The 22,314-nt window shown below is 66.9% G+C and carries 23 protein-coding genes; 8 read left to right on the top strand and 15 right to left on the bottom strand.

The window, feature by feature from the left end; genetic code table 11:
- Nucleotides 1–89 precede the first annotated feature (89 nt).
- Nucleotides 90–518 (top strand): arsenate reductase (glutaredoxin), encoded by a 429-nt coding sequence (gene arsC, locus AC6CIE_RS17855; protein ID WP_498093185.1) that lies wholly within the window; start codon nt 90–92, stop codon nt 516–518.
- Nucleotides 519–609: 91 nt separating this feature from the next.
- Complete coding sequence (locus AC6CIE_RS17850) at nt 610–1,215, top strand: phosphatase PAP2 family protein (protein WP_175124472.1); 606 nt, start codon at nt 610–612, stop codon at nt 1,213–1,215.
- A gap of 57 nt (nt 1,216–1,272) precedes the next feature.
- Here the strand turns inward: AC6CIE_RS17850 and AC6CIE_RS17845 are convergent, their stop codons facing one another.
- From AC6CIE_RS17845 to ogt, 3 genes are all read right to left on the bottom strand, one after another.
- Nucleotides 1,273–2,253 (bottom strand): Bug family tripartite tricarboxylate transporter substrate binding protein, encoded by a 981-nt coding sequence (locus AC6CIE_RS17845; RefSeq protein ID WP_286937626.1) that lies wholly within the window; start codon nt 2,251–2,253, stop codon nt 1,273–1,275.
- 190 nt (nt 2,254–2,443) lie between these two features.
- Nucleotides 2,444–3,529, bottom strand: a complete 1,086-nt coding sequence (locus tag AC6CIE_RS17840; protein WP_175124470.1) for a tartrate dehydrogenase — start codon at nt 3,527–3,529, stop codon at nt 2,444–2,446.
- Between the two features lie 83 nt (nt 3,530–3,612).
- A complete protein-coding gene (gene ogt, locus AC6CIE_RS17835; protein ID WP_498093183.1) occupies nt 3,613–4,179 on the bottom strand; it encodes a methylated-DNA--[protein]-cysteine S-methyltransferase in 567 nt (188 codons plus the stop codon).
- A 146-nt stretch (nt 4,180–4,325) separates the two neighbouring features.
- Here ogt and AC6CIE_RS17830 point away from each other — a divergent pair, with 146 nt between their 5' ends.
- A complete protein-coding gene (locus tag AC6CIE_RS17830; RefSeq protein WP_175124468.1) occupies nt 4,326–5,771 on the top strand; it encodes an AlkA N-terminal domain-containing protein in 1,446 nt (481 codons plus the stop codon).
- A gap of 52 nt (nt 5,772–5,823) precedes the next feature.
- On the opposite strand, the gene AC6CIE_RS17825 is transcribed toward AC6CIE_RS17830, so the two are convergent.
- From AC6CIE_RS17825 to AC6CIE_RS17785, 9 genes are all read right to left on the bottom strand, one after another.
- Nucleotides 5,824–6,729 (bottom strand): LysR family transcriptional regulator, encoded by a 906-nt coding sequence (locus AC6CIE_RS17825; protein WP_175124467.1) that lies wholly within the window; start codon nt 6,727–6,729, stop codon nt 5,824–5,826.
- An 18-nt stretch (nt 6,730–6,747) separates the two neighbouring features.
- Nucleotides 6,748–7,230 (bottom strand): YajQ family cyclic di-GMP-binding protein, encoded by a 483-nt coding sequence (locus AC6CIE_RS17820; protein ID WP_056571865.1) that lies wholly within the window; start codon nt 7,228–7,230, stop codon nt 6,748–6,750.
- Nucleotides 7,231–7,307: 77 nt separating this feature from the next.
- Complete coding sequence (locus AC6CIE_RS17815; protein ID WP_370647783.1) at nt 7,308–8,093, bottom strand: heme ABC transporter ATP-binding protein; 786 nt, start codon at nt 8,091–8,093, stop codon at nt 7,308–7,310.
- Entirely contained in the window at nt 8,093–9,055 is a 963-nt protein-coding gene (locus AC6CIE_RS17810) for a FecCD family ABC transporter permease (RefSeq protein ID WP_414631294.1), read from the bottom strand. Before AC6CIE_RS17810 ends, AC6CIE_RS17815 begins: the two co-directional genes overlap by 1 nt.
- 34 nt (nt 9,056–9,089) lie before the next feature.
- Nucleotides 9,090–9,920, bottom strand: a complete 831-nt coding sequence (locus AC6CIE_RS17805; protein WP_498093181.1) for a heme/hemin ABC transporter substrate-binding protein — start codon at nt 9,918–9,920, stop codon at nt 9,090–9,092.
- Between the two features lie 21 nt (nt 9,921–9,941).
- Nucleotides 9,942–10,988 carry a hemin-degrading factor gene (locus AC6CIE_RS17800; protein WP_498093179.1) on the bottom strand — a complete coding sequence of 349 codons (1,047 nt, stop codon included), beginning with the start codon at nt 10,986–10,988 and terminating at the stop codon, nt 9,942–9,944.
- A gap of 82 nt (nt 10,989–11,070) precedes the next feature.
- Nucleotides 11,071–13,695: a TonB-dependent receptor gene (locus tag AC6CIE_RS17795; RefSeq protein WP_498093177.1), complete on the bottom strand. Its 2,625-nt coding sequence runs from the start codon at nt 13,693–13,695 to the stop codon at nt 11,071–11,073.
- 160 nt (nt 13,696–13,855) lie between these two features.
- A complete protein-coding gene (locus AC6CIE_RS17790; protein WP_498093175.1) occupies nt 13,856–14,848 on the bottom strand; it encodes a FecR domain-containing protein in 993 nt (330 codons plus the stop codon).
- On the bottom strand, nt 14,845–15,354 hold the full coding sequence (locus AC6CIE_RS17785) for a sigma-70 family RNA polymerase sigma factor (RefSeq protein WP_175124461.1): 510 nt from the start codon (nt 15,352–15,354) through the stop codon (nt 14,845–14,847). Before AC6CIE_RS17785 ends, AC6CIE_RS17790 begins: the two co-directional genes overlap by 4 nt.
- Before the next feature lie 170 nt (nt 15,355–15,524).
- Here AC6CIE_RS17785 and AC6CIE_RS17780 point away from each other — a divergent pair, with 170 nt between their 5' ends.
- The 4 genes from AC6CIE_RS17780 (at nt 15,525) to AC6CIE_RS17765 (ending at nt 18,265) form a co-directional block, all read left to right on the top strand.
- Complete coding sequence (locus AC6CIE_RS17780) at nt 15,525–15,992, top strand: CopD family protein (RefSeq protein ID WP_218343067.1); 468 nt, start codon at nt 15,525–15,527, stop codon at nt 15,990–15,992.
- Nucleotides 15,993–16,137: 145 nt separating this feature from the next.
- Nucleotides 16,138–16,995 (top strand): hypothetical protein, encoded by an 858-nt coding sequence (locus AC6CIE_RS17775; protein WP_175137708.1) that lies wholly within the window; start codon nt 16,138–16,140, stop codon nt 16,993–16,995.
- A gap of 94 nt (nt 16,996–17,089) precedes the next feature.
- Complete coding sequence (locus tag AC6CIE_RS17770) at nt 17,090–17,779, top strand: helix-turn-helix transcriptional regulator (RefSeq protein WP_218343065.1); 690 nt, start codon at nt 17,090–17,092, stop codon at nt 17,777–17,779.
- Between the two features lie 69 nt (nt 17,780–17,848).
- Nucleotides 17,849–18,265 (top strand): VOC family protein, encoded by a 417-nt coding sequence (locus AC6CIE_RS17765; protein WP_175124455.1) that lies wholly within the window; start codon nt 17,849–17,851, stop codon nt 18,263–18,265.
- Nucleotides 18,266–18,307: 42 nt separating this feature from the next.
- On the opposite strand, the gene AC6CIE_RS17760 is transcribed toward AC6CIE_RS17765, so the two are convergent.
- Complete coding sequence (locus tag AC6CIE_RS17760) at nt 18,308–19,711, bottom strand: amino acid permease (RefSeq protein WP_498093173.1); 1,404 nt, start codon at nt 19,709–19,711, stop codon at nt 18,308–18,310.
- Nucleotides 19,712–19,786: 75 nt separating this feature from the next.
- Nucleotides 19,787–21,037, bottom strand: a complete 1,251-nt coding sequence (kynU, locus tag AC6CIE_RS17755) for a kynureninase (RefSeq protein ID WP_239212918.1) — start codon at nt 21,035–21,037, stop codon at nt 19,787–19,789.
- A 137-nt stretch (nt 21,038–21,174) separates the two neighbouring features.
- Between kynU and AC6CIE_RS17750 the strand changes: the two genes are divergently transcribed.
- Nucleotides 21,175–21,648, top strand: a complete 474-nt coding sequence (locus tag AC6CIE_RS17750) for an Lrp/AsnC family transcriptional regulator (protein WP_175124452.1) — start codon at nt 21,175–21,177, stop codon at nt 21,646–21,648.
- Nucleotides 21,649–21,681: 33 nt separating this feature from the next.
- Here AC6CIE_RS17750 and trhA read toward each other — a convergent pair whose 3' ends face one another.
- The gene (gene trhA, locus AC6CIE_RS17745; protein WP_367352988.1) at nt 21,682–22,311 is read right to left on the bottom strand and encodes a PAQR family membrane homeostasis protein TrhA; all 630 of its coding nucleotides are present in this window, start codon (nt 22,309–22,311) and stop codon (nt 21,682–21,684) included.
- Nucleotides 22,312–22,314 lie beyond the last annotated feature (3 nt).

The following is a 22,314-nucleotide window of genomic DNA, read 5'->3' as shown; positions in this document are numbered from 1 at the left end:
GGACTATGCTCCGGGTCTTGCCTTGCTCAATGGCATGGCGCAGTTGCATTGTGCAGATTCACAGCGCATCACCCGAAGGAGGAGCCCTCATGTCCGACGTCATCATCTATCACAACCCCAAGTGCGGCACCTCGCGCAACACGCTGGGCCTGATCCGCAACGCCGGCATCGAGCCGCAGGTCGTCCTGTACCTGGAAACGCCGCCCTCGCGCGACACGCTGAAAGCGCTGTTCAAGAAGGCTGGCGTCAGCGTGCGTGATGCCCTGCGCGAAAAGGGCACGCCCTACGCGGAACTGGGTCTGGACGACACGTCGCTGTCGGATGACGCGTTGCTGGACGCGATCGAGCACCACCCGATCCTGCTGAACCGTCCCTTTGTGTCGACGCCGCTGGGCGCGAAGCTGTGCCGGCCGTGCGAACTGGTGCTGGACATTCTTCCGTCGCCGCAGAAGGGGGCCTTCTCGAAGGAAAGCGGCGAGCCGGTTGTCGATGCGCAGGGCAATCGCATCCAGAAGTAAAAGCGGCCGTATCGAAGCGCGTTGTAAGGGAACTGACGGGTACGGTCATTACCATCGCGGCAACCGATTTATTACGCCGCGATGACGTGTCATGGATTTCCCGGAAAGCTTCAACCAGTCCCTTTTTCTTCTGATCAACGCCGACCCCGCCACGCCCGCGTGGCGGATCCATGCGGCCATGCTGGTGGCGAACAAGCTCATCCTGCTGGTGCCGGGCGTCATGGCCGCCGTGTGGCTGTGGGGCAAGGAAGCCCAGCGCAGCCTGATGCTCAAGGCGCTGGCCAGCGTCGCCGTGGCGTTGGCCGCCAGCTATTTATGCGGCGTGCTGTGGCCGCATCCGCGGCCCTTCGTGATCGGCCTGGGGCACGCCTTCTTCGCGCACAAGGCGACCTCGTCGTTTCCCAGCAATCACACGATCATCATCGCGGCCTTCGCCTTCGCGCTGATCCTGGATCGCCGTTGGACGGGATGGGGCTGGCTGGCATTGGCGGGCGCGTTGCTCGTGGGGACGTCGCGCGTGTACCTGGGCGTGCATTTCCCGCTGGATATCCTGGGCGGATTGCTGCTGGCGCCCATGGCCGCGGCGGTCACGATTCCCATGTGGCGCCGCGCGGGCGTGCCGGTGACGGCGGCGGTACAGGGGCTGTATCGCAAGGTGCTGGCCCTGCCGATTTCGCGTGGATGGATCCGCGCATGACGGGGGTCACGACGGCCGGCGCGGCAGCGGCCGCAATGGCCGCTCCCGCCCTGCCCCTCAATTCACTGCAACTTTCGCTTCCTTGACCAGCTTCGCGTAATTCGCGGTGTCCGCGCCGATGCGCGCCTTCATCTCCGCGGGCGTGTCGCCGATCGGCACCGCGCCGATTTCCGCCATGCGGCGCGTGAAGTCCGGCGAACGGATGATCTTCACCATCTCGGCATTCAGCCGGTCGACCACCTCCTTGGGCGCCGCCGCTGGCGCCAGCACGCCGAACCACGTACCCATGTTGAAGGGCTTCAGACCGGCCTCTTCCATGGTCGGTACGTCCGGCAGCGCGGCCGAACGCTGGTTGGTGGTAACGGCCAGCGCACGCAGCTTGCCGCTCTGAATGTGCGCCAGCACCGGCGTGATCGTGTCGAACGACATGTCGATCTGGCCGCCCAGCAGATCGGTCGTCAGCGGACCACTGCCCTTGTACGGCACATGCAGCAACTGCACATGGCCCGCGCGCTCGAACTGTGCGCCGATCAGATGCTGGCCCGTGCCCATGCCGTTGGAACCATAGGTCAGCTTGCCGGGCGACGCCTGCGCCAGTTTCAACAGCGACGCCACGTCCTTGGCGGGCAGCTTGGGATTGACGACCAGCACGTTGGGCACAAGCGCCACCGTGGTGACCGGCGCGAAGTCCTTCTGGAAGTCGTAATGCAGGCTTTTGTAGACACTGGTGGCGATGGTGTGATGCACCGCGCCCATCAGCAACGTGTAGCCGTCCGGCGCCGCCTTGGCGACGTAGTCCGCGCCCAGCGTCGACCCTGCGCCCGGCTTGTTCTCGACCACCACCGGCTGGCCGAGGCTCTTGGCCAGCTCCTGCCCCAACGCGCGCGCCAGCACGTCCGTCGTGCCGCCCGCCGGGAACGGCACGATCAGGCTCACGGGACGCGCCGGGTAGGACTGCGCCTGCGCGCCGCCCGCGAATGAAACGCCGATCAGGCAGGCGAACGCCAGAGCGCGCGCGGTCATCGCTTTCTTATGCATGATTTGTCTCCTGACTACGAATGAACTTCGCTTGTTGTTGTGTTGCCGGGCGCAGGGGTCGGATCTGATGTCCTCTTACCTGACCGGATTTCCTGAAGCCGTAAGACAGATTCAGGTGTCTGACACCGGAATCAGTCCTACATCAAGAAGGGTGTCTGACACCGGAATCCGTCCTACATCCGGAAGCCGTCTATGCCGCCTTGGCTTGCGCCGATTCCGCCAGCTTTGCGCAGACCGCCTTGGTCACCTGCTCGGTCGTGGCGTGGCCGCCCAGGTCGCCGGTGTGCAGCGCGGGATCGGCGGTGACGCTTTCAATGGCCTGCATCAGCCGCGCCGCCGCGTCGGTTTCGCCCAGGTGTTCCAGCAGCATCACCACCGACCAGAACGTCCCGACCGGATTGGCGAGTCCCTTGCCCATGATGTCGAAGGCCGAGCCGTGGATGGGTTCGAACATGGACGGGTAGCGGCGTTCGGGGTCGATGTTGCCGGTGGGCGCAATGCCCAGGCTGCCGGCCAGGGCGGCCGCCAGGTCGCTCAGGATGTCGGCGTGCAGGTTGGTGGCGACGATGGTGTCCAGGGTCGCGGGCCGGTTGACCATGCGGGCGGTGGCGGCGTCGACCAGTTCCTTGTCCCAGGTCACGTCGGGAAATTCGCGGCTGACCTGCACGGCGATCTCGTCCCACATCACCATGGCATGGCGCTGGGCATTGGACTTGGTGACAACGGTCAGCAGCTTGCGCGGCCGCGATTGCGCCAGCTTGAACGCGAAGCGCAGAATGCGCTCGACCCCGGCGCGCGTCATGATCGACACGTCGGTCGCGGCTTCGATGGGATGGCCTTGATGCACGCGGCCGCCAACGCCCGAGTACTCGCCTTCGGAGTTCTCGCGCACGATCACCCAGTTAAGTTGCTCGGGCGTGCATCGCTTGAGCGGTGCGTCGATCCCCGGCAGGATGCGCGTGGGGCGCACGTTGGCGTATTGGTCGAACCCCTGGCAGATCTTCAGGCGCAGGCCCCACAAGGTGATGTGGTCGGCGATGTCGGGGTCGCCGGCCGAGCCGAACAGGATCGCGTCCTTGTCGCGCAGCGCATCCAGCCCGTCGGCGGGCATCATGACGCCATGCTTGCGGTAGTAGTCGCCGCCCCAGTCGAAGTCTTCAAATTCGAACCGCAGACCGCCCTGGGCGGCGAGTTCCTGCATGACGCGCTGGCCGGCGGGAATCACTTCCTTGCCGATGCCGTCGCCGGGGATGGTTGCAATGCGATAGGTCTTCATGGTGCCAGCGCTCCGTGCGGATGAGTCTGCTGGCACTGTACCGAGCGCGGCGCGTGGTGAACGCGCCGAAATTCACAACATTTTCAACTTGAAGTTGAAAGTGCCGCCTCGGTACGGCGCTGCGGCTGCGCGCTGCGCCAGGCCGCCTCGTGCGTCAGCAGCCAGCGCTTGCGGTGCAGGCCGCCGCCGTAGCCCGTCAGCGTGGCGTTGGCGCCGATCACGCGATGGCACGGAATGACGATGCCCACGGGATTGGCGCCGTTGGCCAGCCCGACCGCGCGCACGGCCGTGGGACGGGCGATTCGCGTCGCCAGCGTGCCGTAGCTGATGGTGCTGCCGCCTTCGATGCCGCGCAGCGCGTGCCAGACCTGCTGCTGGAAGCGCGTGCCGCCCAAGGCGACCGGAAGATCCGAGATGACGTCCACGTCGCCATCGAAATACGCTTGCAGCGCGCGGCTTGCCTGCGAAGGCTGCGCGGCGTCCTGCAGTTGCACCGCGCCCCGGCCGTACTGGCGCTGCAACAGCAGGTGCATGCGGGATTCGTAGTCTTCCCAGTCCACGGCGCGCAGGTGGGCTTGGGCATCGGTCAGCACGAGCATCCGGCCAATGGGGGTGGGAACCCGTTCCACCAGAAAGGTGTGTACCGGCATGATGTCGCTCCGGATAGGTAGGCAAGCCGCCAATATAGACCCGCCGCCAGACCGGGTGCTGGCGGTTTTCGGACAGCAGTGTGACATTCACAACCCTGTCCGAAATCCGCTAGATCTTGCCCGCCCGGCGGCGTTAGCATCGCTTCATGAACCTGAACCACGATGCCTGCTACAGCGCCATCCAGGTGCGCGACGCCCGCTACGACGGCCGCTTCTTCACGGCCGTCAAGACCACGCGCATCTATTGCCGCCCGGTCTGTCCGGCGCGCACGCCCCTGTCGAAAAACGTCACGTTCTTTTCGACGGCCGCAGCCGCGCAGGAGGCCGGGTTCCACCCTTGCCTGCGCTGCCGCCCGGAAACGGCGCCCGAAGTCGGCCCCGGCCACGAGTTGCCGCCCACCGTGGCGCGCGCATTGCAGCGTATCGAGCTGGGCGCGCTGGACGAGGCCGGCGTCGACGCGCTGGCGCAGCGTCTGGGCGTGGGCGAGCGGCAGTTGCGGCGCCAGTTCCGCCAGCACCTGGGCGCCTCGCCCGTCGCATTCGCGCAGACGCGCCGCGTGCTGCTGGCCAAGCAGCTCATCCATGAAACGCAGTTGCCCATGGCCGAGATCGCCTTCGCGTCGGGATTCGGCAGCATCCGCCGTTTCAACGAGGTGTTCCTCGACCTGTTCGGCCGGGCGCCCGGCGAACTGCGGCGTTCAGGCAAGCCGGAGGTGCCGGCGGGCCAGGATGGGGAAATCAAGCTGCTGCTGCGCTACCGCCCGCCCTACGACTGGGACGCCATGCTGGCGTTCCTGCGGCTGCGCGCCATTCCCGGCGTCGAGTCCGTGACGGGCGACACCTATGCGCGCACCGTCAGCCTGGATGGTGCGCAAGGCACGGTCACGGTGCGGCCGGGCGCGGGCGACGCGCTGCAGGTGGCGGTGCGCTTTCCTCATCTGCCGTCACTGCCGGCCATCATCGCGCGTCTGCGCCGCGTGTTCGACCTGGCCAGCGACCCGGCGGCAATCGCTGCGCAGTTTGCCGCCGATCCAGTCATGACGGCGCTGATGCAGGCGCGGCCGGGGCTGCGCGTGCCGGGCGCGTGGGACGGTTTTGAACTGGCCATGCGGGCAGTGCTGGGACAACAGATCACCGTGGCCGCCGCCATCCGGCTGGCGGGCAAGCTGGTGGCGGCGCATGGCAAGCCGCTAGCGCAGCCGGACGGCGCGCTGACGCACGTGTTTCCCGAGCCGGACGTGGTGGCCGCCGCCGAACTGGCCTCGCTGGGCATGCCGCGCAGCCGGGCGGCGACGCTGTCCGCGGTGGCCGCGGCAGCGGTCGCGGACCCGCATCTCTTTGACGCCGCCGTCGACCTGGAAGACGCCGTGCGGCGGTTGCGCACGATACGCGGCGTGGGGGAATGGACGGCGCAATACATCGCGCTGCGGCAACTGCGTGAGCCGGATGCGTTTCCGCATGCGGATATCGGCTTGATCCGCGCGCTGGAAAAGCTGGAATCGCGGGCCTACACACCCGCGCAACTGCTGGCGCGATCTGAGGCCTGGCGGCCGTGGCGCGCCTACGCGGCGCAGCACCTGTGGACAGCGTGATCGAGGTTGAAGAAAGCACGCGCAACGGGATCTAGCACAAAAGAACAGCGCTTCACCACCGCCCCTCCGACCCTTCGCCGAAATACGCCACCAGGAAATCCACGAACACCCGCACCTTGGCGGACAGGTGGTGCCTTTCCGGGAAAACGGCGTAGATATCCGCCTGCGGCAGCGCATAGTCCTCTAGCACCTGCACCAGCCGGCCGCTGCGCAGGTAGCGCGCCAGGTCCCATTCCGCGCGTTGCAGGATGCCCAGGCCGGCCAGGCCCCAGGTCAGCGTGACCTCGCCATCGTTGCTGCTGAGGTTGCCGCGCACCTTCACGGTTTCGCTGCGCCGGCCTTTCGTGAAACGCCACAGCCCATAGGCAGCGTCGTTCTGGCGCAGCACGATGCACTGGTGCCGCGCCAGATCATGCGGCGTGGTCGGCGTGCCGTGTTTTTTCAGGTAACCGGGCGACGCGCACACGAGGCGCCGGTTGGGCGCGATCTTGCGCGCGATGAGACTCGTGTCGGGTAGATCGCCAAAGCGCACCGCAACGTCAAAGGCCTCGCGCACGAAGTCGGCCGGCCGGTCGGTCAACTGCAATTGCAGCGAGACTTCGGGATACTGCTGCGCGAATTCCGCGATGGCCGGCGCGATATAGCTGCGCCCGAAACCCAGCGGCGCATTGACCTTGAGCAGGCCGCGCGGGGCGGCCTGACGGCTGGCGATGAGCGCGTCCAGGTCGTCGATCTCGCCCAGGATGCGGCGGGCGTTTTCCAGATACACCTCGCCCTCGGCGGTAAGACTGAGGCGCCGCGTGCTGCGGTTGAAGAGCCGCACGCCCAGCCGCGCCTCGATCTGCGCCAGCCGCTTGCTGACTGCGGCAGGGGTGACATCAAGCTCGCGCGCCGCGGCCGACATGCCGCCCGCGCGCGCAAGCTCAACGACAAGGAGCAGTTCGCTGGAATGCCCCATCGGTGCGGCCCGCGCGGCTTAGTCGCGGAAGTTTTCGAACTGCAGCGGCAGCTCGACGTCGGTCTTTTTCAGCAATGCAATGGCGGTCTGCAGGTCGTCGCGCTTCTTGCCCGAGATGCGCAGCTTGTCGCCATTGATCTGCGATTCGACCTTGAGCTTGGCGTTCTTGATGGCGGCGATGAGCTTCTTGGCGACGGGCTGTTCGATGCCCTGCTTGATGGTGACCTTCTGGCGGGCGCCGCCCAGGTTTTCGAGCGGGTCGGCCACGTCCAGGCAGCGCACGTCGATGCCGCGGGCAGACAGGCGGCCGCGCAGGATGTCCAGCATCTGCTTGAGCTGGAACGCGCTGGAAGCGACCTGGGTCACGACATAGCCCTCGAGTTCGAACTTGGCTTCGGTGCCCTTGAAGTCGAAGCGCGTGGACAGTTCGCGGTTGGCTTGGTCGACGGCGTTGGTCAGTTCGTGTTTGTCGACTTCGGAGACGACGTCAAAAGTAGGCATGACACGGGGTCCTGTGAAAATTGGCGGGAAAGTGTAATGCCCGCCATTTTACCGGCCCCGCGTCCGGCGTCACGCCGTCATGTCGTGACCACCAGCAGGCGCTCGGGCTGCAAGGGATGCGGCATGACATGGGCGTCGATGCCGTAGGCCAGGAACAGGTTCTTCGGCGTCAGCACCTCGGCCGGCGTGCCCGACGCGATGGCCCGGCCGCCGCACAGCAGGAGCAAGCGGTCGCACCAGCGCGCCGCCAGGTTCATGTCGTGCAGGATCACCAGTACGCCGGTATCGCCGTCGTGGGCCAGGCCCGCCGCGACGCGCAAGAGGTCGCCCTGGTGCTTGGGGTCCAGACTGGCGGTGGGTTCGTCCAGCAGCAGATAGCGCGGCTCACCCTGCGCCCGGGCCGCCTTGCACTGCACCAGCACGCGCGCAAACTGCACCCGCTGCTGCTCGCCCCCGGACAGCTCGGGATAGCGGCGCGCATTCAGATGCGACACGTCGGCCCAGCCCAGCGCCTGATCCACCAGCGTGTCCACCTGCGCGGGCGACAGTTCGGGAAACGGGTACGCCCCCATTGCCACCACGTCACGCACGTCCAGGTCGAAGCTCAACCCGGGCTTTTGCGGCAGCACGGCGCGCAGGCGGGCCTGTTGGCGATGCGCCAATTGCTGCACGTCGGCATCGCCCAGGCGGACCGAGCCAGCTTCCGGCGCCAATTCGGCGGACATTGCGCCCAGCAGCGTCGACTTGCCCGCGCCGTTCGCGCCCAAAAGGCCGACCACTTCGCCGGGCCGCACCGCCAACGACACCTTGTCCAGAATGCGGTTGCCGCCCCGCGTCAATACGAGATCGTCGGCTGCAAGCATCAACCGTGCCTCCGGCCGCGCGCCAGCAGCCACAAGAAAAAGGGTCCGCCCACCAGGCTGGTCACCAGCCCGATCGGCAGCTCCGCCGGCACGACGGCGACACGCGACAGCCAGTCGGCCAGCGTCAGCGCCAGCGCCCCGCCCAGCACGCAGGCCGGCAGCAGCCAGCGGTGATTCGCGCCCAGCGTCATGCGCACCAGATGCGGCACCACCAGGCCGACAAAGCCGATGCCGCCCGTCGCGGCAACCAGCGGCCCAACGATCAGCGCGCACGCCAGCACCAGCTGCGCGCGCACGCGCTTGAGCGCGTAACCCAGGTGCTGCGCTTCGCGCTCGCCCAACAGCAAGGCGTTCATGACGCGCCACTGGCGCATCAGCCACCAGGACATCAGCAGCACCCACGGGCCGAGGAACGCCAGCAACGTCCACTTGGCGCCGGCCAGGCTGCCCATGGTCCAGAACGTGAGGTCGCGCAACTGCGCGTCATTGGCCACGAACGTGAACAGCCCAATCATGGCGCCCGCCACCGCGTTGATGGCGATGCCCGCGAGCAGCAGTCCCGCCATGCCGGGCACGCGCCGGCCCAGCGCGTATGCGCAGAAGGTGGCAAGCAGGCTGCCGGCGAACGCGGCCGGCGCCAGCACCCAGAAGCCGCCCGAGGTCAGCACGATGGCGGCCACCGCGCCCAGCGAGCCGCCCGCCGAAATGCCGATAAGGCCAGGCTCGGCCAGCGGATTGCGAAACAGCGCCTGCATCGCCGCACCGGATATGGCCAGCGCGGCGCCCGCCACCATCGCAAACAGCACCCGGGGCAGCCGGATGTCGATCAGGACGTTGCGCCACAGCGCATCGCCCGGCGCGGGGTCGCCAAACAGCAGCGTGGGCATGTCGCGCAACGGAATCTGGACCGCGCCGCTGCTGCTGGCGGCCAGCGCCACCAGCGCCAGCACGGCGCCCAGCACTGCCAGCGCCAGCGGCGCGGAGACGCGCTTTGCGCTAGCGCCCCATGACACCGGCCGCCTCCCGCTTGAGTTCGGTCAGCGCCAAAGGCAGGCGCGGGCCCATGCCCAAGAGGAGCAGGTCGTCCATGACGATGACGCGCTTGCGCGCGGCGGCCGGCGTGGAGGCCAGGCCCGGCAGCGCCAGCAGCTTGTCCACGCCGCCGGAAGCTTCCAGCGAAGTTCGCGTCACGACGATGACGTCGGGCGCGAGCGCGCTGACCGCTTCGGCCGAGAGCGGCTTGTAGCCCTGCTGGTCCTTCAGCACATTGGCCAACCCCGCCATCGTCATGACTTCGTTGGCCGCCGTGCCGCCGCCCGCGCCTTGCAGCGTGCCGGTGCGGTTCATCACCAGGATGGCGCGCGCGCCAGTGATCGGAATCGCCTCGACCGCCTTCAGGTCGCGGGTGATCTCGGTCACCAGCGCTTCACCCGCCGGGGCCACGTCCAGCGCCTCGGCGATGTTGCGGATGCGCGCTTTCAGCGAATCCACCGACGGGGTGTCCGGCACGGTGACGATGCGCACGCCGACGTCGCCCAGGCGCTTGAGCGCGTCGGGCGGACCGGCCTGCTCGGACGCCAGCACCAGATCCGGCTTGAGCGCCAGCACGCCTTCCACCGGCACCGCACGGTAATAGCCGACGCGCGGCAGCTTGGTCGCGGCCTCCGGGTACAGGCTGGAGAGATCGTCTCCCACCAGCTTGCCGCCCTGCCCGAGCTGATACACGATCTCGGTCACGGTGCCGCCCAAGGTCACCACCCGTTCGGGCGGCGCCGCCTGCGCGCCTGCCGCCAACAACCAGGTCGCCACTGCCAACCATTTCTTCATCGCTCTCGTTTCCTTATGCGCTCAAGCGGCCAGCGGCGCGCTGCACAGGCTGACCATCAGGTCGCGCCATTGCGGGATTTCCCGCTGACCGGGTTTGCGTTCACCGAAGAACTGCACGATCAGGTCGCCCGTGCTGGCGTACACCTCCAGCGAAGTGACCCAGCCGTCGGTCGTCGGCTTGTTGACCACCCAGGCCGACGCGATGGCCGTGGTGTCCAGGTGCAGGTTGAACTTGGGATCCAGCACGTTGAACCACGGGCCCGTGCGGCGCAGCGACTGCACCGGACCGGAGTGGATCTGGATCATGCCGCGGTTGCCCACGAAGCACATGATGCGCAGGCCCGATTCGGCCGCCGATTGCAGCATGCGCTCCACGGCGTCGGCAGGCACCGGCTGCGCCAGGTCTTCGCCGGCCGCCGTCAGGGCCGCCAGGCGCGACACTTTGAACTTGCGCAGCAGCGGGAAAAATTCGTGCGTGTCCTTCATGCCCAGCCACGCTTCGCGCCAGGCGGACGCGTCCTCGACCTGCTCGGCGTCGGCGGACGGCGCGTAGGCTTGGGCCACGGGCCATTGCGACTCGCCCGCGAAGCGCGCGACCAATGCATCCCACGCGGCAGCGTCCGTGCCGTCGGTGCGGTAGACCTTGTGCACCGCCACGCCCGCGCCGTCGAAGAACTGCAGGCTCTGACGGCCGTCCTGCTCGACTGCCCAGGCCGACTTCCATGCAGTGAAGAACACGCGCAGGTCGATGTCCGGTCCCAGCACCAGACCTACCGGACCGTCGGCCTGGATGTCCTCATACATGCCGTGACGCTCGTGCACACACCAGTCGTTGCGCGTCAGCGCCATCACTTCGCCCAGCGTGCCCAATTCGCGGAAGATCTCCTGCGGCTTGCCATGCAGCGCCGTTGCCTTCACGCCGCCACAGCCGGCGGCCACCCACTCGGCCTCGGACACGCCCAACGCTTGAGCCAGATTGCGGGCGCGCAGCCCGGGTTGCGACGCCGCCAGCGCCTCATTGCGGGCACGCAGTTCTTCAGCGCGGGTCGAGAAATCATTATTCGTCATCGTAGGCCCTCCGGCCGGTGCAAAAAAACACTGCAGAAAACCGCCGCCGGTCCGGTCAGCGCCGAATGGCGGCGGACCGAACTCAATATTGATAAGTCAGTGAGACGCGCACGCTGCGTCCCGGTTCCGTGTACCAATCCACCGCACGCGGGATCGCGGTGGCGCCCGCGGTCGGCACGTTGATGGCCTCCCAGTACTTCTTGTCGAACAGGTTGAACACGCCAGCCTGCACCTGCAAGCCCTTCACCGCAGCCGGACGCCAGTAGCCCATCAGGTCCACCACGCCATAGCCCGGCGCCTTGAAGTCGGGATTGGGCGCGTCGGGCGACGCATCGGGATACTCGACCTTGTTGCGCTGCATGGCTGTGGTGAGCATGGCGTCCACGCCCCACACGTCGCGGCCATACCCGACGCCCAGTATCGCCTTGAGGGGCGCGACGGAGTTCAGGTACTGCCCCGTGCCCTCGTCCTTGCCCACCGCCCAAGCCAGCGAGCCCCACGTGCGCCAACCCGGCGCAAACTTCCAGTGCGCGCTGGCCTCGGCGCCGTAGATGCGGACCTTGGCGCGGTTGACGTTGCCGGTCACGCCCAGCGGATACTGCCCCGCCCAACCCGGCTGCCACTGCGGCGAATTGGGATTCAGCGGCACATCGCCATCGATAAAGTTCTGATAACGATTATCAAAGAACGATACCGCACCGCCGAGATCGTCGGAACCGAGCTTGGCGCCCAGTTCCCAGCCCTTGCTGGTTTCGGGTTTCAGGTACGGATTGCCCACGCGCAGATAGGTGCCAGGGCCGCCGTAGTTGGTGTAGAGCTGCGTGGCGCTGGGCGCCTTGAAGCCGTAAGCGTACTGCGCATAGAGGCTGAGCTGTTCGGCCGCCCGCCACGTGCCCAGCAGCTTGGGCGAGAAGCGGCTGCCGCTGTTGCTGGGCGGCAGCGCGGCCGCGTTGGGATTGCTTTCGTAGCCGGCGGTGGATTGCGGCCGTTGCTCGTAGTGGTCATAGCGCAATGCCGGCGCCAGCGTGTATCTGCCATCCGCGAAGCTGAACTCGTCCTGCACCCACAGCGCCCATTGGTCACCCTTGGATTGCGGGACGTCGGCCTGGTTGGTGTGCAGCATGTCGCACGCGCGCGGGCCGAACGGCGCGGGCGTGCCGGGTCGGATCACCGGGCAGTTGTCGTAGCCGCTGGAATTTTGCTCGGTCTTGTTGCCGTACCACTCGCCGCCGAACGACCACAGCTGCGACACCGACGCGCCCGCGATGCGCTTGGTGAATTCCGTGCTGGCGCCAAAGAGCGTCTGCTGGATCGAATTGCTGCGGCCGTAGGGGCCGTTGGGAAAGCCGTAGCGGAATGGATCGCCCGGAATGATGAACGCGCGCGCATCGACGCCGCGGATGCCGTCCAGCGAGTTGTCCAGTCGCACGCGCTGCCAATACACAACGGCGTGTGCGGTGTCGACCAGGCCGCCCGAATCCGGCGCCGTGTACGTGTAGTCGAACGACACGCGCTCGCGCTCGGTTTCCTTGCGGGTGCTGTTTTCGCCGATGAGGTAGCTGGTGCCGGGGCCTTGCTCCCACTTGTTGTCGATGTCGGCATTGCGCTTGAAGTATTCGCCCGTCAGGCCGAACAGATGCGCGCCGTCCACGCGCTGCTGCAGCTTCATGAGGAAGCTGCGCTGGTCGTAGTCTTCGGGGCTGGGCTTGCTGCGGCTGGCGCCGTAGCCGCCGACGTCGCCGCGGTTGTCCAGTTCGTGGCCGTTGCGCACGCCGGCCTGCACCAGCCAGAACGTGTTGCTGTGGATCTGGCCGGCCAGCGCCGCGTTGGCGCCCCAGCTGTTGTCGGCGGAGTCGTAATCGGTCTTGGCCAGCGCGCCAAAGGTCTTGCCGCCGCCCAGCAGGTCGGCCGGATTCAGGGTGTGCAGGTCGGCAATGCCCGAAATCGCGCCCGAGCCGCCGCCGGTGGCGTCCGCCCCGCGCACGATGTCCAGGCGCGACAGGCTGTTGAAATCCACCGCTTCCAGGCCGCCCTTCACGCCGCGCGCGCCGTCGTCCAGCCACGGCAGGCGGATGCCGTCCACCCGCGTCAGCACACGGTCCTGATCCAGGCCGCGGATGTTGATGCTGTTGGTCGTGCGATTGAAGTTCACGCCCGGTTCGGCGCGCCGGCTCAGGTCGGTCCAGTTGCGGATCTGCAGATCGTCCAGGCGGCGGCGATCGGTGCTGGTTTCCCAGGCCGGCGTGACGACGGCCGCTTCGCCGTCGATCTGCACCGGCGCAAGCTGCGTCACGCTGCCCTGCGGCAACGCCTGCAGCACGAAGACGCCCGCGCTGCGTTCCTGCACGCCCAGCCCGCTGCCCGCCAGAAGACGCGCGAACCCTTCATGCACGGAGTACGCCCCCTGCAGTCCGGCGGTGCGGCGCTGGCCCACCAGCGCCGCATCGAACAGCACCGTCACGCCGGCGCTGTCCGCGAAACGCGGCAGCGCGTCCGCCAGCGATCCCGCCGGAATGCTGTAGCCGCGCGCCCCGGCCTGCGTCACCGCGGCGCCTTGCGCCTGCGCGGCAGAGGCCGGCAGCATCGCGGCGGATGCAGCGGTCAGGGCCAGCGCCGCATGCACGGCAGCGGTAAGACGGGTCAGCCGGCATTGCGCGCCTCGGGCTGCCCGGGAGCCGCTTGCGCGGCCGGCGGGGTAGTAAGCCATGGTCGTCCTTTCGATCCAACAGGTATCGGCATCCGTGTGCCTATACAGACCATGACCCGCGTGAAATCAAAACCGGACAGCATTTTCAAAAATATTTTCAGCGCGCCGGAAAAAGACGCGGCAACGCCGTGAACGTGATCCGCCATGCCGACCCCGCGCCTCACGCCGAGGTGTCGCGAGGCACGATCGTTACCCAATACGGCGTGCTGTAGCGCACCTGCACGGGCAAGGTGGCGGGCAGCGCCGCCAGCACCGCGTCGGTGTCGTGCAATTGGAAGGCGCCGGAGATGCGCAGGTGCGCGATCTCCGGCGCGCAGCGCAGGATGCCCTGCCGGTAGCGGCCAAGCTCGGCCGCGAAGGTGTCCAGCCGCAGCGCGCTGGCGTACAGCACGCCGCGCAGCCAGTCGCTGGCATGCGGATCGGCGGGCGTCGCGGGGCCGGCGCCATCGGGCGACAGGCTGCTCTGCTCGCCGGCCGCCACGTCCACGTAGCGCCCCGGCTGTCCGGCGCTGCTGACGCGCACGCGCCCTTCCTGCACGCTGAGCTGGCAACGCCCGCTCTCCTCGCGCACACAGAAGCGCGAGGCATGCGCCTCGATATCGCCCAGCCGCGTACGCACGATGAAGGGACGCGGATGGCTGGCGGGGTCCGCCACCGCATGGACGGCGATCTCGCCGGCGCGCAGGCGCAAGAGGCGCGTCGCGTCGTCGAACAACACGTCGACGGCGCTGGAGGTATTCAGGTGCAGCGTCGAGCCGTCGGCCAGGATCACGTCGCGCCGCTCGCCGGCGGCGCTCCGGTAGTCGGCGCTCCAGTCCAGGGGATCGGCCCGCCAGGCAGCCCAGCCGACCGGCGCGGCCACAATCAGGGCAACCAGCGTCTTGAGCGCGGCGCGGCGGCTCTTGAGGTCCGGTCGATTCAGCGTTGCCATGCCCAGCGCCGACGGAATGAGGCCGAAGCGCGCATTCACGCGCTGCGCCCGCTGCCAGGCATGTTCGTGCTCGGCCTTGCTGGCGCGCCATTGGTCGCAGGCATGGACGTCCGCGTCGGTAGCCCGGCCTGAGCTCAGCCGCATCAGCCACCGCGCAGCCTCGCGTGCGACGTTGCGCTCGACGGCGGGCAGCTCGGCTGCCGGTTCCGCTGGCGCGCTCACATCACCGCCATGATGCATTGCTCGTATCCCTTGGTGATGTAGCGGTGCACGGTGCGCAGCGACACGTTGAGCTTGTCTGCGATTTCGCCATGGCTCAGGCCTTCCAGTTGCGCCATCAGGAACGCCTGGCGGGCGGGCAGCGACAGGCCGGCCAGCATTTCTTCAATTTCCTGCAGCGTCTCCAGGATGATGAAGCGCTGTTCGGGGGAAGGAGCAAGCGCCTCGGGCATCAACGCCAACGCTTCCATGTAGGCCTGCTCGACCGATCGGCGGCGATGGTGGTTCAGCAGCAGGCGCTTGGCGATGGTGGTCAGGTACGCGCGCGGCTCGCGCAGCGCGTCCAGTTCGTGCCGGTGCCGCAGCACGCGCACGAAGGTGTCCTGCGCAAGATCGGCGGCATCGAAGCTGTTGCCCAGCTTGGCGCGCAGCCAGCCATGCAGCCATCCGTGATGGGTGCGGTACAGCATGTTGACGGCGTCGCCCGAGGCGAGCACGGAATTCGGCACGGACGGCTCCCTGACTCACTAACTACTAAATTCATAACTACAAATAACAATCGTTCTCATTCTAAATGCAAAACCATGATCTTGGTCAAGTCCGCGCGTCGGGTTTGCGGAGATATCATCCGTACGACGTCCGCCGCCTCCCGCGGCGGCGCTTTCCACAGGCTGATCCCATGCTCTACGCCGTCCTGCAATTTCTCCACGTCATGGCCGTGATCCTCTGGGTGGGCGGCATGCTGTTCGCCCACTGTTTTCTGCGGCCGGCGGCCGCGAAACTGGATCCGCCCGTGCGGTTGCCGCTCTTGGCCTCGGTGCTGGGCCCCTTTCTCAATGCCGTGCTGGCGGCCATCGTGCTGATTCTCGTGACCGGCGCCTGGATGATCGGCTCGTCGGCCAGCCAGGCCGCGCAGACGGGCGGCTCGTTCTTCATGCCCCGCAACTGGACGCTGATGGCCAGCGGCGGCATCGTCATGATGGCGATCTTCGGCCACATCCGGTTTGCGCTGTTCAAGCGCCTGGCCGCTGCCGTGGCGGCGTCCGACTGGCCCAGGGGCGGCCAGGCGATGGCCGGCATCCGGCGCTGGGTCGGTGTGAACCTGCTGCTCGGCATCGCCATCGTGGCGGTCATGTTCCTGGGCTAGCGAATGACTGGCGGCCGCCAGGACCAATCGGATAAGCGCCGGTTGGTATCGGAAATCTTGGCCTTGGTGCAATACGGCGTACATCCGCGCTGGCCACACTGCGGATGACTCTCGCGGGTCACGTCCACGACAACAGGGAAATCCCATGATCAAACGTGCATTGCATCTGGCCATATTCGGCCTGTTCGCCACCGCCGGCGCCGCCCAGGCTGCCGCTATCGACAACAGCGCCATCGGCCAGCCCGAGTTCCGCGCGCACAAGGCCACCTACGGCGTGGTCTACCGCTTGCCGGCTGAGGTGAACGCCGTGCTCGACGCCAAAGTCACCGGCGTCCTCAAGGAAGATCTGATCAAACTCGGCCTGAAGACCGAAGCCGACACGCCCAACCTGCCGCACGTCACCGTTGTCCACATCCACAACGCCGATCCGCAGACGCCCGCGCGCATGCTGAAAGCGTTGCCCAAGCCGCCGGCGCCGCTGCGCGTCACGCTCAAGACCTTCTATCCGACCGAGGCCGCCAAGGGCGCGGGCCATCCGTGGTGGCTGGACCTGGGTGTGGTCAAGAGCGGCCAGGGCTTCGAGGACATGATGCGCTACAACACCGTGGCCACCGCCGCCCTCGCCCCGCTGCGCGACGGCCCGCTGCCGCGCGTGACCGGCCCGGTCTACGCCAAGATGGGCGATGCCGGCAAGGAACTGGTCAAGACGCTGGGCGTGAGCGGCGTGAACGTCATGCAGGACGGCAAGGAAGTGCGCGCGCACAACCCGCACACCACGCTGGTCTACAGCATGACGCCGTACGACGCGCGGCTGCAGGACGCCATGAAGGCGGAATCCGACAAGTTCAACGCCGTGCTGCCCGATGGGATTGAGACGACCTTCAAGGACGTGTCCATTGTTGAGATCGGCTTTGCAGGCAATGTCGTGCGCGAAATCTACCGCGTCAGCCTGGAAGACGGGTCGGTGCTGGACGTGGCGTCGGGCAAGCCGGTCGCCAAGTAGGAGCGAGGATCCGGGGCTGAAATCGCGGGCCGGACTATCGCCGCCTGCTGCCAATCCATGGCAGTATTGCGCCGTCTGCCCTTCCCCCGCCCCCATGTCCCGCACCGAACGCCTCCTGGAGCTGCTCCAGACCCTGCGCCGCCACCGCCTGCCCGTCAGCGGCCATCGGCTTGCGGCCGAGATGGGCATCAGCCTGCGCACGCTGTATCGCGACATCGCCACGCTGCAATGCCAGGGCGCGGAAATCGAGGGAGAACCGGGCGTGGGCTATGTGCTGCGGCCCGGCTTCATGCTGCCGCCGCTGATGTTCAGCACCGAAGAAATCGAGGCGCTGGTGCTGGGCACGCGCTGGGTGGCCCGCCGCTCGGACGAACGCCTGGGGCTGGCCGCGCGCAATGCGCTGGCCAAGATCGGTGCGGTGCTGCCGCAGGAACTGCGCGACGAGCTTGACGCCATTCCGCTGCTGGTTGCGCCCAGCGCCGTAGCCGTCACGGACCGTGTCGACGTGGCGCTGATCCGCCAGGCCATCCGCGGCGAACAGAAACTGGAAATCACCTATCGCGACGACAAGGGAGCCGATTCCAGCCGGATCATCTGGCCGTTCGCGCTGGGCTTTTTCGACAGCGTGCGGCTGGTGATGGCCTGGTGTGAATTGCGGGGCGACTTCCGGCATTTCCGCACCGACCGCATCGCCACGCTGGCCATCGGCGCCAGGTATCCCAAACGGCGGCACATCCTGCTCAAGGCGTGGCGCGCGCTGGATCACGAGGCGCGCAAGGACTGATGTTCACTACTGCCAAAAACTGACAGTACCCCTGCCTATCATGAGCGCATCCACCCCCCGGAGCGCATCATGTCAGACACCAATTTCGTCATTCTGTATGTGGAAAAGCCGCAGGCCAGCGCCGCGTTCTACAGCGCGCTGCTGCAACGCCCGCCCATCGAATCGTCGCCCACGTTTGCGCTGTTTGCGCTGGACTCGGGGCTGATGCTGGGCTTGTGGTCGCGCTACACGGTGGCGCCGGCAGCCGCCGGACGCGGCGGAGCGTCCGAACTGGCGTTCACCGTGGCCGATGCCGATGCGGTCAACCAGCGTCACGTGGACTGGAGCCTGCGCGGCCTGCCCATCCTGCAGGCGCCGACCGACATGGATTTCGGCCGCACCTTTGTGGCGCTCGACCCCGACGGCCATCGACTGCGCGTGTTCGCCCCGGCCCCCGCGCCGGCGCCAGCCGCGCCCCGCACCGAGCGCGCCGTCGCGGCCGTCTGATGACAAACGGCCGCGCCAAAAAGCGCGGCCGTTGACGACCCATCACGCACGCTGCCGCGTATTCATGGCGACCGCTTCGCCGCGCTTCTTGAACAGCAGGTAGTACGCCGCGGCGAGCAGCACCAGGAACGGCACGCCAAACACCAGCGTCAGCTTGAAGACGCTGGTGAAGTACGTGGTCACCAGAATCGCCAGCATCGCTCCCGCGCCCAGCAGCGTCAGCACCGGAAAGCCCGGCATGCGGAACGACAGCTTTGCGCCGCCTTCGCGCACCCAGCGGCGGCGGAAGAAATAGTGCGTGACGAAGATCATCATCCAGGTAAAGAGCGCGCCGAACATCGAGATGGCCATCATCAGCGTGAAGGCCGTTTCGGGGTACAGCACGTTCAGCACTGTGGCGATGGCGATGCCGCTGGTCGACAGCAACAGCGCGTTCAGCGGCGTGCCGTTGCTGGACAGCCGGCCCAACGCCGACGGCGCATGGCCCGCGCGCGACAGGCTGAACATCATGCGCGTGGTGATGTAGAGCTGGCTGTTCATGGCCGACAGCGCGGCCACCAGCACAATGAAGTTGATGACACCTGCCGCGCCCGGAATATCAAGCACCTCCATCACCTGCACGAAGGGGCTGCCGCCCTTGCCGGCATCATCCCACGGCACGATGGCCAGGATGAGCGCCAGTGTCAGCAGGTAGAACACGACAAGCCGGACAATGGTGGCGCGAAACGCCTGCTTGACCGCGCGTTCCGGATCCTCGGCTTCACCGGCTGCCACGGCGATCATCTCGACGCTCAGGTAACTGAAGATCGAGATCACGACCGCGATCCACATGCCCCACACGCCGTTCGGAAAGAACCCGCCATGCGCGGTGTAGTTCGCGGTGCCGTACTGCGGGTTGCCCCAGACCACGAAGGCGCCCAGGATGATGAAGCCGATGATGGCGCTGATCTTGATGGTCGAGAACCAGTATTCGATCGTGCCGAAGGCCTTGACGCTCAGGGCGTTGATGAGGATGAGCGCTGCGGAAAAAATGCACACCCATAGCCATCCGGGCACGCCGGGAAACCAGAAAGCCATGTATTTGGCCACCGCCGTAACTTCCGTGCCCACGGCCAGCACCACGCAGGACCAATACGCATAGCGCACCAGAAAGCCCGCGAGCGGGCCGATGTAGTGTTCGGCATAGGCGCCGAACGAGCCGGACGTGGAATGGGCGACCGTCATTTCGGCCAGGCAGGCCATGAGCAGCAGCGTGATCACGCCGCCGATGGCATAGCTGATGAGCACGCTGGGCCCGGCGAAACCGATGGCGAATTTACTGCCCAGGAACAGGCCCGTGCCGATGGCCCCGCCGATGGCGATCATGCTCATCTGGCCGGACGTCAGCCGGCGCTTGAGCCCCTGTTCGCGTTCGGCAATCTGGCCGAACCCTTTCTGTTGTTGCATTGTCTCCTCCTGTACTGCGCATTTTTGTGTGATGTACGGCCCGCGAGGCCGGCGCGACGAGGCCCGATACCGGAATCAGGTCACGGCGGAACGCTGCTTGAATTCGGGCTTGTCCCACGCGCGGGTATCCAGCACGTCCTTCAGGATGTCGACCGCGTCCCAGACATCGGCGTAGCCGAAATACAGCGGCGTCAGGCCGAAACGCAGGACTTCGGGCTCGCGGTAATCGCCGATCACGCCGCGCGCGATCAGCGCCTGCATGACCTCGAAGCCGTTGGGATGACGGAAGCTGACATGGCTGCCGCGGTCGGCGTGCGTGCGCGGCGTCACCAGCGTCAGCGGATGCCCGGCGCAACGCGATTCCACCAGCTGGATGAACAGGTCGCTCAGCGCCAGCGACTTCTTGCGCACTTCGTCCATGCCGGCGGCATGCGCGACATCGAGACCGCATTCGACCATCGACAGCGACACGATGGGCTGCGTGCCGCACAGGTAGCGGCGGATGCCGCCCGCGGGCTCGTAGGCCACGGCCATGTCGAACGGGCGGCTGTGGCCCCACCAGCCGGACAGCGGCTGCCAGAAATCCTTGGTGTGACGCGGGGCGACCCAGATGAACGCGGGCGAACCGGGGCCGCCGTTCAGATACTTGTAGGTGCAGCCCACGGCGAAGTCGGCATTGGCGCCATTCAGGTCGACGGGCACCGCGCCCGCGGCGTGCGCCAGATCCCAGATGGCCAGCGCGCCGTGTTCGTGCGCCTGCGCCGTGACGGCGGCCATGTCGTGCATCTGGCCGCTGCGGTAATTGACGTGGGACAGCAGCATGACGGCAACGGAGTCGTCCAGCGCCTTGTCCAGCGGCAGGTCGTCGTCGATCAGGCGCATTTCGTAGCCCTGCTGCAGCAGGTCGATCATGCCCTGGATCATGTAGAGATCGGTGGGGAAGTTGTCGCGCTCGGACAGGATGACGCGGCGCGCGGGGTGCTTGTGCTGCTGGATCCGCAGCGCGGCGGCCAGCGCCTTGAAGATGTTGAGCGACGTGGTGTCGGTGACGACCAGCTCGCCCTCGCGCGCGCCCAGCAGGCGGCCCAGCTTGTCGCCCAGGCGCGCAGGCAGATCGAACCAGCCCGCGGTGTTCCAGCTGCGGATCAGGCCCGTGCCCCATTCTTCGGTGATGACCTGCGCGGCGCGGGCCGCGGCGGTCTTGGGCAGCACGCCCAGCGAATTGCCGTCCAGGTAGAGCACGCCGGGCGGCAGGTCGAATTGTTCTTTCACGTGGGCCAGGGGATCCTGGCGGTCGGCGTTGACGCAGGCTTCACGAGTGTTCATGTTCCGTTCCTTCAGCAAATTTCCGGATACATGCTATCAGCGCAGTCAGTCCGAAAAATTGCAAATCCCGTCGTGACTTACCCGCGTTTTCCGCATTAAATTGCATTCATCATCATTTTTTCGAACTGGATTGCGCCATGCAGATTGACGTCATAGACCAGCGCATTCTGGCCCGCCTGCAGGAAGACGGCCACCTCAGCAATCAGGACCTGGCGGAACAGGTGGCGCTGTCGCCCTCCGCCTGCCTGCGCCGTGTGCGCGCGCTGGAAGAAGCCGGGCTCATCCGCGGCTACCGCGCGCTGCTGGACGCCGAGAAGCTGGGCTTCGAGCTGGAGGCCATCGTGCATGTGTCGCTGGACCAGTCGCGCGCGGGATGGCACGAGGAGTTTCTGGCGGGCATCGCGCTGCACGACGAGATCACCGAGGCGGCCATCGTCACTGGCGCGTCCAACTACATCCTCACCGTGCGTACGCGCAACCTGTCGGCATTTTCGAATTTTGTCGAGGACAAGCTCAGCAAGATCCCGGGCGTGCGCGATCTCTGTTCGCATATCGTCATGCGCAAAGTGAAGGACCGCGAAGGCATGCTGCCGCTGGCGGCCTGGCGCTGAGGTGACCTCGCCGTCGGCGTGAAGCAAGGCGCGCTAGGTTGGCGCGTGCTCCAGAAAGCCGAAGACCGTCACGAAATGGCAGGCCGTGCCGCCCATGACGAACAGATGCCAGATGCCGTGCGCATGGCGCCAGCGTTTGTCGTTGGCATAGAACAGCGTCCCGATCGTGTAGATGGCGGCGCCCGCCAACAGCCACGTCAGCCCCGCCGTCGATAGCGCGCCGGCGATCGGCGCGGCAAAGGCCACACCCAGCCATCCCATAAGCAAATAGAGCGGCAAGGCCGGCGGCGCGTTGCGCGCCCACCAGAGTTCGCGGCTGATACCCACGAAGGCCAGCAGCCAGATCGCCACCCCCATCGCGGCGCCCCACCGATGATCCACGGGGCCGTACGCCAGCGGCGTGTACGTACCGGCTATCAGCAGATAGATCGCGCAGTGGTCCGCCTTGGCCCACATCGCCTTGCGGCGCCCTTGCGTGCAGTGGAACAGCGAAGACGATGCATACACCGCGATCATCGACGCCGCGAACACCGCGCAACTGACGATCTGCCGCGTGTCCACGCGCAGCTCGGCCGCGCGCGTGATCAAGGCGCCGGAAGCCAGCACCGCCAGCGCCAGCCCGGCCAGATGCGTCACGCCATTGAGTCGTTCGCCTTCCTGCATGTG

Source organism: Achromobacter sp. GQ309, from assembly GCF_059759315.1.
Note: the sequence above shows the minus strand (reverse complement) of the source record. Positions and strands in the feature narration are given on the sequence as shown.